14 protein-coding genes are annotated in these 12,921 nt (G+C 44.0%); 12 read left to right on the forward strand and 2 right to left on the reverse strand.

Annotated features, from left to right (window positions below):
• The first annotated feature begins 65 nt into the window (after nt 1–65).
• The 3 genes from prmA to JEU20_RS06500 are packed head-to-tail and all read left to right on the forward strand — an operon-like array spanning nt 66 to nt 2,789.
• Complete coding sequence (gene prmA / locus JEU20_RS06490; RefSeq protein ID WP_198244373.1) at nt 66–965, forward strand: 50S ribosomal protein L11 methyltransferase; 900 nt, start codon at nt 66–68, stop codon at nt 963–965.
• A complete protein-coding gene (locus tag JEU20_RS06495; protein WP_198245924.1) occupies nt 931–1,587 on the forward strand; it encodes a zinc-ribbon and DUF3426 domain-containing protein in 657 nt (218 codons plus the stop codon). The genes prmA and JEU20_RS06495 overlap by 35 nt, the downstream gene beginning before the upstream one ends.
• 2 nt (nt 1,588–1,589) lie before the next feature.
• Nucleotides 1,590–2,789 (forward strand): class I SAM-dependent rRNA methyltransferase, encoded by a 1,200-nt coding sequence (locus JEU20_RS06500; RefSeq protein WP_198244375.1) that lies wholly within the window; start codon nt 1,590–1,592, stop codon nt 2,787–2,789.
• Between the two features lie 375 nt (nt 2,790–3,164).
• Here the strand turns inward: JEU20_RS06500 and JEU20_RS06505 are convergent, their stop codons facing one another.
• Nucleotides 3,165–3,518, reverse strand: a complete 354-nt coding sequence (locus JEU20_RS06505; protein ID WP_342590473.1) for a TraR/DksA family transcriptional regulator — start codon at nt 3,516–3,518, stop codon at nt 3,165–3,167.
• A 102-nt stretch (nt 3,519–3,620) separates the two neighbouring features.
• On the opposite strand from JEU20_RS06505, the gene JEU20_RS06510 reads away from it, so the two are divergent.
• From JEU20_RS06510 to JEU20_RS06520, 3 genes are read left to right on the forward strand one after another with little or no spacing between them, the layout of a single operon-like run.
• Nucleotides 3,621–4,526, forward strand: a complete 906-nt coding sequence (locus JEU20_RS06510; RefSeq protein WP_198244377.1) for an AAA family ATPase — start codon at nt 3,621–3,623, stop codon at nt 4,524–4,526.
• Complete coding sequence (locus JEU20_RS06515; RefSeq protein ID WP_198244378.1) at nt 4,523–5,473, forward strand: DUF58 domain-containing protein; 951 nt, start codon at nt 4,523–4,525, stop codon at nt 5,471–5,473. Before JEU20_RS06510 ends, JEU20_RS06515 begins: the two co-directional genes overlap by 4 nt.
• Nucleotides 5,474–5,475: 2 nt before the next feature.
• Nucleotides 5,476–7,425, forward strand: a complete 1,950-nt coding sequence (locus JEU20_RS06520; protein ID WP_198244380.1) for a transglutaminase TgpA family protein — start codon at nt 5,476–5,478, stop codon at nt 7,423–7,425.
• On the opposite strand, the gene JEU20_RS06525 is transcribed toward JEU20_RS06520, so the two are convergent.
• Complete coding sequence (locus tag JEU20_RS06525) at nt 7,407–7,691, reverse strand: hypothetical protein (RefSeq protein ID WP_198244382.1); 285 nt, start codon at nt 7,689–7,691, stop codon at nt 7,407–7,409. The two genes, JEU20_RS06520 and JEU20_RS06525, sit on opposite strands and share 19 nt — an antisense overlap.
• 113 nt (nt 7,692–7,804) lie before the next feature.
• Here JEU20_RS06525 and JEU20_RS06530 point away from each other — a divergent pair, with 113 nt between their 5' ends.
• The 6 genes from JEU20_RS06530 to JEU20_RS06555 all read left to right on the forward strand — a co-directional run bounded on the left by JEU20_RS06530 (nt 7,805) and on the right by JEU20_RS06555 (nt 12,489).
• Nucleotides 7,805–8,728 (forward strand): SPFH domain-containing protein, encoded by a 924-nt coding sequence (locus JEU20_RS06530; protein ID WP_198244384.1) that lies wholly within the window; start codon nt 7,805–7,807, stop codon nt 8,726–8,728.
• On the forward strand, nt 8,725–9,174 hold the full coding sequence (locus JEU20_RS06535) for an NfeD family protein (protein ID WP_198244386.1): 450 nt from the start codon (nt 8,725–8,727) through the stop codon (nt 9,172–9,174). Before JEU20_RS06530 ends, JEU20_RS06535 begins: the two co-directional genes overlap by 4 nt.
• Nucleotides 9,175–9,250: 76 nt before the next feature.
• On the forward strand, nt 9,251–9,916 hold the full coding sequence (locus tag JEU20_RS06540) for a response regulator (protein ID WP_198244388.1): 666 nt from the start codon (nt 9,251–9,253) through the stop codon (nt 9,914–9,916).
• 15 nt (nt 9,917–9,931) lie between these two features.
• Nucleotides 9,932–11,371 (forward strand): ATP-binding protein, encoded by a 1,440-nt coding sequence (locus JEU20_RS06545; RefSeq protein WP_198244390.1) that lies wholly within the window; start codon nt 9,932–9,934, stop codon nt 11,369–11,371.
• 92 nt (nt 11,372–11,463) lie between these two features.
• Nucleotides 11,464–11,601 carry a hypothetical protein gene (locus JEU20_RS06550; protein ID WP_198244392.1) on the forward strand — a complete coding sequence of 46 codons (138 nt, stop codon included), beginning with the start codon at nt 11,464–11,466 and terminating at the stop codon, nt 11,599–11,601.
• Between the two features lie 147 nt (nt 11,602–11,748).
• Nucleotides 11,749–12,489, forward strand: coding sequence for a methylenetetrahydrofolate reductase (locus JEU20_RS06555; RefSeq protein WP_198244393.1), 741 nt, complete (start codon nt 11,749–11,751; stop codon nt 12,487–12,489).
• Nucleotides 12,490–12,921: the final 432 nt, after the last annotated feature.

The raw sequence follows: 12,921 nt of genomic DNA on the forward strand, positions 1-12,921 counted from the left end.
GATTCTGCACGCGGGGCAACATGCCCCGCCTCCTTACGTTTTATCTCAATCTTCCCTTATTTGCTATGGCCTGGCATCAACTCTCTGTAACAAGCGATAAAGAAACCGCTCCGAAACTATCTGATTTTTTCAGTGACTGCGGCGCGGTGTCTGTCACCTATATGGATGCGGAAGACCAACCCGTTTATGAGCCCGCCCCCGGTGAAACCAGAATCTGGCGAAAAACTCGGGTTATTGCCTTGTTTGAACTAGACATTGAGCCAGAACGGGTCAAACAAATCGCACAACAACAGTTTGTCGATTCCCCGTTAAATGACTGGACATTGGAACGCATTGAAGACCAGGCTTGGGAACGCGCCTGGCTGGAACATTTTAAACCACTTAAGTTTGGCGACCGTTTATGGGTTTGCCCGACCGGCCAGGAAATTGAAGAGACCGGCACAGTCTGCATGACGCTCGACCCGGGTCTGGCATTTGGCACTGGCACACATCCCACCACCGCGCTCTGCCTGGAATGGCTGGCCTGTCATGATTTAACCGGCAAAACCATCATCGATTATGGCTGTGGCTCTGGCATTCTGGCCGTTGCTGCCGTTTTACTGGGCGCAAAACAGGCACATTGTATCGATATTGACCCGCAAGCGTTAGAGGCAACCTACTATAATGCCGAAAAAAACCAAGTTACACATGCCATTCAGTGTTATTTACCGGAACAGTTTCCGGCCCAAAAAGCCGACATTGTGCTAGCCAATATTCTGGCTGGACCGTTGATTGAACTCTCTGAAAATATTGCTAAGCTTGTATCCGATAAAGGTTCTTTAGTGTTATCAGGAATCTTGAACGAACAAGCAGATACTGTCATTCAGGCGTACCAGCAACAGGGTCTGCATTTTTCAACGCCCCGGCCGCAGGAAGATTGGTGCCGGCTGGATGGTTACTATGTACACCCTATGTCCAGAATGTAGACAGCAGACTCGCGTCAATGCAGAACAATTACGCCACTCACATGGTATGCTGCATTGTAAAAACTGTGGCGTTTTGTTTGATGCACTGGCACTGATTTCCGACCATGCCGAAGAAGACATCGAGCTACCTGAAGAGGCGGTTTTAACCGTTGAAACAGCGCATCCTTCAAAAAAAACCACTGTTTTCTGGTCTATCGGTCTTGTTTTAGGTCTCTTGCTCCTTGTAGGCCAGATCATTTATTTTGAAGGCAACACGCTGCTACAAAATTCACACCTGCGTCCCTGGCTAGAAAAAGCTTGCCTCAAACTGCACTGCACGCTGCCCCCCTATCGAAATCTAAAACAAATACATCTGTTAAACACCGTCATCGAAACACAAAACGAAAATGAAATCACATTCAAGATTGTCTTGAGTAATCAGGCTAATTTTCCTCAACATTATCCGGCCTTAAAACTAACCCTAGTGGATTATTTAGGTCGGCCCTTTGCAGAACGGGTGTTTTCAGTTGATAATTACCGACCACCGTCTGTACGGATAGCGGCTAACCAAACCGTTGAAATCGAGCTGACAATCATCAGCCCGACTGAAAAAATCGGCGGCTATTCCTTCACTATTTTGTAATCATGCCTCAACATCCTGAACTTTTTTTAAAAAAACACGAAGAAAAACGCCTTAAACAAGGCCATCTCTGGGTTTTCAGTAATGAAATCGACAACCAGCGCAGCCCGTTAAGCCAATTTAATGCCGGCGACATCGTCACCCTGAAAGATGCGCAGGGAAAAGCGCTGGGTACCGCCTACGTCAACCCCAATACGCTGATTTGCGCACGTCTTCTGTCGCGTAAGCCAGACCTGAAAATTGCAGGCAGCTTTTTTAAAAACCGGCTAATGACAGCCTTATCCCTGCGTCAACGCCTGTTTGATAAACCGTTTTATCGACTGGTTTTTGCCGAAAGCGATGGTTTACCAGGCTTGATCATCGACCGCTTTGGCGATGTACTGTCTTTACAGATCAATACCGCCGGCATGGAGCGATTTAAAGATATTTTGCTCACAAGCCTCATTGATTTATTGGCACCTACAGCCATTATCGTCAAAAATGACAACAGTTCCCGGCAACTAGAAGGTTTATCGACCGAATCCGAAGTGATTTATGGGACCGTACCAGAGCCTGTGATTATTGAAGAAAATCATGCCCGTTTTTATGTCGATATCCTGAATGGTCAAAAAACCGGCTGGTTCTATGACCATCGCGTCAGTCGGGCGCGGCTGGCCGCTTTGTCCAGACAGCAAACCGTACTCGATTTATTCAGCTATTCAGGCGCTTGGGGAATTCCGGCAGCGATGGCAGGCGCCAGCAAAGTAACCTGTGTGGACAGCTCTGAACAGGCCTTGAAGAATGCCCAACATAGCGCAAAATTAAATCACGTGTCAGAACAAATGCAGTTTGCACAACAGGATGTTTTTGACTTTTTGAAACAGGCGCGGGAACAAAAACAACGTTATGACATCATCGTACTCGACCCGCCGGCATTGATTAAACGTAAAAAAGATTTTAAAGCGGGTTTTGAAGCCTACCGCCGTTTAAACCATCTGGCTTTGCAAGTATTGAATAAACAGGGCATTTTAATTTCAGCCTCCTGCTCGTATCACCTGAACCGCGCCAACCTACACGAAATATTACGCTCATCGGCCCGACACATCGACCGCCATCTGCTGTTTTTTGAAACTCAGGGGCAAGGTCCTGATCACCCTATTCATCCCGCATTGGCCGAATCTGAATACTTGAAAACCTTTTTCTGTACTGTATCACCTAGTCTCTAAACAACAAGTACTTGTTCAACGCAAAAAAAACGGCGTGTTGTTCAAAAACAACGTGCCGTAGAATAGAAGGATATATGAAAACTCTTTGGCTTCAAAAGATAAGCACATCTCCAAGAGTTTCATAGAGTATAGCCGGGATATTTTGTTGTGAAAATGTGACATAGTGTCGCGCGACAAATTGTCGCACCTTCCATAAACTCTGATGTCGAGCAGATATGCAAAAAAAACGGCCTGTTGTTCAAGAACAATAGGCCGCGGAGTAGAAGGTATATGAAAACTCTCTCGCTTAAAAATAAGCACATCTACAAGAGTTTCGTGAAGTATAGCGCAGCCATTTTGTTGTGAAAATGTGACACAGTGTCGCGCGACAAATCGTCACACCCTGTCATTGCTGTCTTTTTCTGCACAGTGAATACAAAAACTGGAATATGGCAGGGCCTTTAAGCGTTCTTTTTTTATCGGCTCGCCACACTTCAAACACAGACCATAGCTACCTTCATCTAAACGCGATAAAGCTTGGCGAATTTTATCGATTTCAATTTGTGTGGTTTCACCTAAAGATTCCAAAACCGGGTCATTTTCGGTTTCTACTGCCTGTTCTTCAAAATCCTTAGCCAACGGCGCATCGGTATGCCGAACATCTTTTGTAATCCGGTCGAGCCTATCTTCAAGCTCTTCCAGCATATCGATCAATTCATTTCGAACCTGATTCAAGTCTTTCAATGTCATCTCTTTTTTAGCGAGTCAGATTGAACTATACTCAGCTTTATTCAGTCGTTCAAATATCTTTATTCCTTCTGTTGTTATTATCATATAAAGGACACTTACATTATGGAAAATACCCTCACCCCTTTATTAAACGCCGCCAATCAAATTATCCTTGGAAAAGACCGACAAATTCGTTTAGCTGTCTGCTGCCTGATTGCCAAAGGTCATTTATTGATTGAGGATATACCCGGCGTCGGTAAAACCACTCTCTCCCATACCTTGGCACGATTATTCGGATTGGATTATCAGCGTATTCAATTTACCAGCGATATTTTGCCCGCCGATATTATCGGCAGTTCGGTTTTTGATGCCGAGCGCCATGAATTCCGCTTTCATCACGGTCCCATTTTCAACCAGATGATTTTAGCGGACGAAATCAACCGCTCCACACCCAAGGCACAAAGTGCATTGCTTGAGGCAATGGAAGAAGAACAAGTCACGGTTGAAGGCCAAACCTATCCCTTGCCTAAACCATTTTTTGTCATCGCCACACAAAATCCATCTCATCAAATTGGTACGTTTCCATTACCTGAATCACAGCTAGACCGATTTCTGATGCGTATCGAATTAGGCTATCCCAATCGTGAGGCCGAACGCGCATTATTACTTGGAAAACAGCGTCACAAAATCATTGCTGAATTACCGGTGATGTTAACGCCGGAACAACTCGATGAATTACAACAGGCTGTCACCGAGGTCTATGTTTCTCCGGCATTATTGGATTACTTGCAAAACATCATCGATTTTAGCCGCCAGTCTGATGAATTTGCAGCCGGTCTGTCACCACGCGGCGGCTTAGCTCTGTTGACAGCCTCTAAAGCCTGGGCCTTGATGGAACAACGCAATGCCGTAATTCCGGAAGATGTTCAAGCCGTTTTACCGGCTGTTGCTGGCCACAGACTTAAAGCTGGCAGTACCGATGCGGCTTCCATCGTCGCCCCTATTCTGGAAAATGTGCCGGTCGTATGAACGAAACCGTGTTAAGCCTGAAACAACGTTTTGCCTTGTCCCGCTTTATGCGTGGGGAAAAGCCTGCCAATGGCGCTTTGACTCTGAACCAGCGACGTATTTTTATACTACCGACGCGTCAAGGTGGCGGTTTTATCGTTCTGATCATCTTGCTGCTATTGATTGCCTTGACCTATAACAACAATCTGATTTATCTACTGGCCTTCATGTTGGCCAGTGTATTTTTTATCACCATCTTGCATACCTATCAGTCGCTGGCAGGTCTTGTGGTTAAACCATTACAAACGCAAGCGGCATTTACCGGAGAAAAAGCCGGGTTTAGTTTCAGCATTCAGAATCCAAGCGATCAGGAACGGTTTGATATTCAACTCAAACTTGAAACCGAAACCCTGCTCGATATTCCGCCACACCATCACGAAAAAGTACTGTTATTTAAATCGACAAAAAAAAGAGGGAAACTGCAAGCCGGCACATTAACCGTCTCCAGCTGCTACCCCTTAGGTTTATTTCGCGCCTGGTCGCCCTTACGATTCAAAATGGAGGCTCTGGTTTATCCTGCCCCAGCGACCGTCTTTTCCGTCTTTCCGGAAAGCGAGGGTTTTGAAGGTGAAAATGGTCAAAGTAAAAAAGGCGGCGATGATTTTTATGGCTTGCAAAGTTATCAACCAGGAGACCCCATTCGGCAAATACACTGGAAAAGCTATGCCAAAGGCCAGGGCCTTTTCAGTAAACATTATGGTGGCAATGCCGTTGCCGACCTATGGCTGGATTACAACCAAACACCAGGCCATGATGTTGAGCAACGCTTAAGCCATTTATGTCGCTGGATCATTGAAGCCGAAAAAATTGGACTGCATTATGGCCTGATTTTGCCCAATAAAAAAATCCCGTGTAACCACGGCCCAAGCCACCAGCACGCCTGTCTTGAAGCCTTAGCCTTGTTTTGACCATGAATAGCTGGATTCCACAAAAAAGTCTTATTTTTATGTTGATTGCATTAGGTTTAATTACCTTGCCACACAGTCAACATTTGCCCTTACCCCTGTTTTTGTTTTTTGGTTTGCTATGGAGTTGGCGTTTTATCGCCATCTGGAAACCTGAGTGGTTACCCGGAAAAACAACTGTTTTTTTATTGATGCTGACAGCTATTGGTCTACTGTATTCGCAGCATCAGGGTATCTTGGGGCGTGCCGGTGGCACCTCGCTGTTTGTTATCGCGCTGGGCCTGAAATTATTGGAAATTCGCGGTACCCGGGATATTTATCTGATTGTATTTTTAGGTTTTATTGTCGCGGCAACCGAATTTTTATACCAGCAAAGCATTATCATGGCTGTATATATTGTGTTGGTCTGTATTGTTTTACTGGCAACATTAATTACCATTAACGGTTTGCACGCAAAAATCCGCCCTACCTTGAAAAAAGCTGGCATCATTGTGTTGCAAGCGATACCGATTGCTGCGATCATTTTTGTTTTGTTTCCGCGGATTGAAGCGCCGCGTTTTAAATGGCTGGAGGCTGAAAAAAACCAGATTACCGGCCTGAGCGATACGCTTGAACCGGGGGCTATCAGTGAATTGGGGCTATCACCGGAACTGGTGTTTAGGGTTAAGTTTGAAGGTGATATTCCGCCGCCGGCCGAACGCTACTGGCGTGGTCCGGTTTTTTCCTATACCGACGGAAAACGCTGGCGGGAAAGCCCAAACCGTTTTTTTAAACGCTATATGGATACACCTCGCTTTAAAGGTAAAGCCTATCATTACACGCTGTTAATGGAGCCACAAAACAAACCTTGGGTGTTTGCATTGGAAATGCCGGCCCGCTTTGAAGCGCCATTGCAACGCAATGGTTTTTACCAATTGACGACGACTAAAGACCCGGCACAGCGAGCGGAATACAACATTACCTCTTATACTCAATTCAACACGGGGTATTTAACGAAAACCGAATTGAAAGATACTTTACAACTTCCAGGCAAGCCCTCCGAACGCATCGTAAAACTCGTCAAACAATTAGGTGGATTTGATTTAAAGCCAGAGCAATTCATTGCCAATCTGTTTAACTATTTTAGACAGGAAAAGTTCTTCTATACCCTGATGCCCAAAAAAATGGAAGACAACCCGATCGAAACCTTTTTATTTGACCGACGTTATGGTTTTTGTAGTCACTATGCCACAGCATTTGTTTATTTAATGCGCATTGCCGATATTCCAGCCCGAGTTATCGGTGGTTATCAAGGTGGTGAATTCAACGAAGCGGGTAATTTTTTGGAAGTCCGCCAGGCTAATGCCCATGCCTGGACTGAGGTTTGGCTGCAAGGCAAAGGCTGGACCCGGTTTGACCCAACCACAGCCATTGCACCAGAACGGGTGGAGCAAACTCTAGATATTGAACAGCAAATTGCAACCCGTACCCTCACCATCGTTCCACCAGAAATTCTACATCAATCAATGGATTGGCTGAAACGGGCCAAACAAATTTTGGGCAGTGTCGATTACAGCTGGCAACGCTGGATCATCAATTACAACCGTGCCAGCCAGCAAGGCATTTTCAAACACTTGGGGATTGAAGATTTGAAAAGTATTATTTACTGGTTATTAGTGCTGGTAGGTACGGCCACTCTGATTATGGCCCGCTTCATCCTGAAACACAAGGCTCAACCGGTCGATCCGGCGGTCAAACTCTATCATCAGTTTTGTCAAAAAATTCCGGATATAACACGGAAACCCGGTGAGACGCCCTATAGCTTTGCCGCACGCTGTCGCCAGGCATATCCCAAACACGCCGAAACTATCGACCGGATTACCCAACTGTTTGTCAAAATCCGTTACTATCCAAACAGCCCGAAAGAAATGCTGGAATACCTTAAAAAACAGGTCGATCATTTCTCCTGCACGTGAGTTTTCTCAGCACTGCGCGGCAACACCGCCGCATCTTGCGATTTCTGGCCGCTGCTAATTTCCGTTTGAGCGCTTTGTGCCAATTTTTTTTGTCGTTCACCTTCACCAAACAAAACGGCGGCCCCCATAAACAGTAATACCGCCAACCACATCACACCCATACGGCTAGGTTTATCCATCCAGAACATTATCCAACCGGGCTTTACCATGCCGACAATGAAAATCACAATAGACAGAATGAATAAATTTATCGCATAAACAATCATCGAATCTCACCAATTCCTTACATTTTATAAAATTGTCCATTATTATTACTTCACAAGGGCATTGCAACTTTGTTCATCGCCCTATCAATCAATTTCTGTTCAGGAGGTTTGTCATGGCGGGTTTTGGCGTATTTGTAACGGCATTGTTTATCTTTGCCATTCTATTGGTTTTCATGAGTGTCAAATCCGTTCCGCAAGGGATGGAATATACCGTGGAGCGTTTCGGTCGTTATACAACCACATTACGACCCGGCCTGAATATTATTGTGCCGATTATTGATCGTATTGGTAATAAGTTAAATATGATGGAACAAGTCATGGATGTGCCCTCACAAGAGGTCATTACCAAAGACAATGCCATGGTTAAAGTCGATGGCGTCGTGTTCTATCAGGTGATGGATGCCGCTAAAGCCTCTTATGAAGTCAATAATCTGGAACTGGCAATTATCAATCTGGTCATGACGAATATCCGGACCGTTATGGGATCAATGGTGTTAGATGAATTATTGTCGCAACGAGATACCATCAATGCTCAATTGCTGGGCGTAGTCGATCATGCCACCTCGCCTTGGGGCGTTAAAATTACCCGTGTTGAAATCAAAGATATTGCACCACCGCGCGATCTGGTGGATGCCATGGCTCGGCAAATGAAGGCAGAGCGCGAAAAAAGAGCGTCTATTCTGGAAGCCGAAGGTTTACGACAAGCCGAAATTCTTCAGGCGGAAGGCGAAAAACAAGGCGCAATTTTACAGGCGGAAGGCCGTAAAGAAGCCGCATTCCGTGATGCCGAAGCCCGCGAAAGACTGGCGCAGGCCGAAGCGAAAGCGACAGAAATGGTCTCAGAAGCCATTGCTAAAGGCGATATACAGGCGATCAATTATTTTGTCGCACAAAAATATGTGGACTCATTGAAAGATATTGCAGGTTCTGAAAACAGTAAACTGATACTGATGCCACTGGAAGCATCCAGCGTGATCGGCGCCTTAGGCGGCATCACCGAATTGACCAAACAAGCCTTGAGCAAGAAATCATCATGAGCGATTTTGTCATGATTTTCTGGTACTGGTGGATGTTGTCCGTATTATTTTTGGCCATCGAATTACTGGCCAGCGGCTTTTTCTTTCTGTGGATGTCAGTTGCAGCGGCCATTACCGGCATTATTTTGTTTTTAATCCCATCCACCAGTTTGGAGATGCAGGTGTTTATTTTTTCCCTGATGTCGTTTATGTCCATCATTTTGTGGCGTAAATACGGTAAGAATTACGCCCATCAGGAAACCGATCATCCTTTGCTCAATCAACGCGGTGCCCAATATATTGGCCGGGTTTTCACCTTGATTGAACCTGTAGTCAATGGCCAGGGAAAAATAAAAATCGGAGACTCCCTGTGGACAGTTTACAGCCAGCAGGATTATCCGAAAAACACCCGAGTTAAAGTCATTGGTGTCGATGGTACGATTTTACTGGTGGAAAAAGTCGATTGATCGACCCAAACAGCTTAAGTTTGGTTTAACAATTATGTTTTATGCTGATAAGCTGGTCTAACTTAATAAAATCCTGATGCGTTTACTTTTAGTTGAAGATGACATGATTCTGGGCGACGGCCTGAAAACTGGCCTGGAAATGGATGGCTATGCCGTTGATTGGGTCACCGATGGACTATTAGCTGAAGAAGCACTCAAATCCAATCAATACGAATTGATCGTACTCGACATCAATTTACCCAGAAAAAATGGTCTCGAAATTCTGCGACAATTGCGTAACCGTAGAGACAGTACACCCGTTTTATTACTGACTGCACGAGACACCGTCAGTGACAGGGTGCTAGGACTCGACAGTGGGGCTGATGATTATGTCGTCAAACCCTTTGATTTAAATGAAATCTATGCTCGACTGCGCGCACTTTACCGACGCCACACCTTGACACATGCCAAAAAACCGTTGATTGAACATAAAAATGTTAAATTAGACCCGGCTTCTCATACGGTATTTTTTCACAATTCAAAAATTGACTTATCACAAAAAGAATTTGAAATTCTAAAATTTCTACTGACCCATATCGGCCAGGTTGCCTCGCGTGCCAGACTTGAAGAGACCTTATATGCCTGGGATTCAGAAGTTGAAAGCAATACGGTTGAAGTCCATATTCATCATTTACGCAAAAAACTCGACAGTAAACTGATCCGAACCATTCGTGGTGTCGGTTATATCATTGATGAGGAATAAGCGGTCAGCGCCGCCATGTCTTTAATTCCCCATTCCTTAAAAAAACAACTACTATTTTTTTTGCTGTTGGCGACCACAGTGATCTGGGGACTCACGACTTGGTTTACCTATGTCAAAATGCAACAGGAAACAGCGGAATTATTTGACGCCGAACTGGCTTATTCTGCCGGTGTTTTACATGCTTTTGTTGAAAGCATGCTGCATGAAGGTTCTTTATCCGAGCATTGGGACCCTGAGCATGCCTCTAATCTATTACACAGCCACAAATTAGCACATCGTTATGCTGGAAAAGTTTCCTTTCAACTCTGGTCTTTAGAAGACGGTCTGATTTTGCGCAGTGAAAGTGCACCTGTTTTTCCCTTATCTAAAAATTACAATGGCTTTAGTGAAACTATTATTGATGGCTATTTATGGCATGTTTTCAGTATTGCCAATAATAATGGCGAATATGTCATTCATGTCGGTCAACGCGATGACATCCGAAAACACATTACGCAGGAAATCGCTCAACACCTAGCTTTTGTCCTGATTCCCGGACTAATACTGTTGGGTATGACAATCTGGGCCATTGTCAGTCGTATTTTAAAACCCTTAACCCATCTGACCGAACAACTGTCACAACGCGAGGCCGACAATCTGAAGCCTTTACCCCAACAATCTCTGCCTGAAGAAATTAAACCGGTCGTGAAACAACTCAATCAACTGTTTGAGCAATTAGAACAAGCATTTGAAAATGAGCGCAATTTTACCTCTGATGCCTCTCATGAGCTGCGTACACCGTTAGCCGGATTGATGACGCAAGTCCAGGTTGCAGCTAAAACCGATAACGATGACATTCGCCAACAAGCTCTCGACCAAGCTCAGCAAGCCGTCATACGCATGACCCGAATGGTTCACCAATTACTGACATTGTCCCGCATACAATCGCAAAATCAAACAGTAGAATTTTCGATCATCGATACATCTGCAGAAATTGTCATGGTCATTGGTGAACTTGAAGCTATTGCTCACCAAAAAAATATCAGTATTGAATTTATTTCCCACGAAATATTAAAAATCCGCGGGAATGGGACTTTATTCAGTATCCTGGTGCGTAATCTGGTTGAAAATGCGATTAAATATTGTCCACAAGGCAGTAAAATCAAAATCCAGTCGATTCGAGAAAAAAACATGCTCCACTTGAGTGTTGAAGACAATGGCCCCGGGATTCATGATCAAAACTATGAACGTTTAACACAACGTTTTTACCGCTGTGTGGAAACTGCAAACAAGGCTGAAGGCAGCGGTTTAGGCTTGTCTATTGTGCAACGCAGTGTTGCCTTGCATGAAGCCAAAATTTATTTTTCAAAATCCAAAATGGGAGGCCTGAAAGCACTGGTTATTTTTCCATTAATGTTTGATAATCCAACACACATCAAAAAGAAACGCACCCGTTTTTTTAGAAAAAAATCTTGACTCAAGCTTGCTATTGTCGTTCTACAAAACTGTTTGTGATTTATTATGGTCAAGCTGGGTTACCCCGAATTTTTTACAGACTGGATTCAAACATGAGCTTTGCAACCTTGAGTAAGCTGATTTTATTATTGATTTGGCCATTCATTTTTCTGATCTTACTTTATTTTTCAGATAAGGAGAAATTCAAACAACGCTGGAAAAAATTTAAAATCAAAGACTGGCGCAAATAATTGTTTGATTACTCAGGCGCTTCTTCAGCACACCCGTAATTCATTTCTGTCGCAAACAAGTCGAAAGAGAGATTGCTGGAATGACCGAATTTCATGTACAGAGCGTATCAGGTAAAATGGCTGATTTCATAATTATCACCTTATGCTATGGAAGTCTCTTTTGAAATCGTACCGCGCAACCGACAGGCTTTTGACCAGCAATATCAATTTGCCCAATCAATGGTTGGGCGTTTCCAGTTCATCAATGTCCCTGATATCCAACGTTTCAATATTCGCAGTTGGGAATGTAATGCGTTTATTGATCCTGAACAACATCATTTTGTCCCTCACTTTCGTGCGATTGATTTTGATTTAAAAGAAGGTCGTATTTTCCAAATTATCGAACAGCATGAATTGAGCCATGTTCTCCTTGTAACCGGTGATCCACCGGACGGCCTGAACCGAGTATTTTTTAATACCAGCGTGTTGGATATGATTCGTGCGGTAAAACAACGCTTTCCCAATATAAAAGTTTATGCTGGATTTGATCCACATCGCAGTGGGGTGCAGGATGAATGTTTATATATTCAACGTAAAACCGAGGCGGGTGCCGATGGCTTTTTTTCCCAACCCTTCTACGATATCCGTATGGTAGAAATTTACCTGGAGCAAATGCAAGGGCTTGAAACCTTTATTGGCTTGAGTCCCATCACAACGGAATCATCCAAACATTATTGGGAAGTCAAAAATAAAGTCCAGTTCCCAGCAAATTTTCGCCCCGATTATGACTGGAATATCACATTCGCCAATCAAGCGATTCAATTGGCAAAAGAAACTGGTAACAATATCTATTTTATGCCGATCAGAATCGATCTCGAAAAATACTTCTCAAAGATTGTATTGGACTAATCCCGATTAGCCTCAATCTACTTAAACTCTTCACACAAAGCATGTGTGAAGAGTGTTTGTCTTTAAACCTTATCAGTAACTAATCGCACGGTAATTATTTAGTGGCCGTAGGATATTGATTTTTAAGGACGCGTAGATACATCCATGTAGCTCTGTGCAACATCCTTGTTGCACAAGCCTGAAAAATCAATACCCTACGCCCAGTGTTTCTGAAGGGGTGAGTAGTTCCCCTTATCATTCCATTTACCCACAGCGTTCCACCGTGTATCGGTGTAATTTGACTCGGCTGTCCCCCAAAACCCTTAACCTCTTGATCAATATACAATAAACAGTCTGATAACGAGACTGAATTAACAGTTTTGTATGCCTTAAGTGGGTTGCGACTAAAGTTGCGTTAAATTTAGGATTTTGTTGTGGACAACATGTTGACGA

Source organism: methane-oxidizing endosymbiont of Gigantopelta aegis, from assembly GCF_016097405.1.
In the GTDB taxonomy this organism is placed as follows: Bacteria; Pseudomonadota; Gammaproteobacteria; order Methylococcales; family Methylomonadaceae; genus Methylomarinum.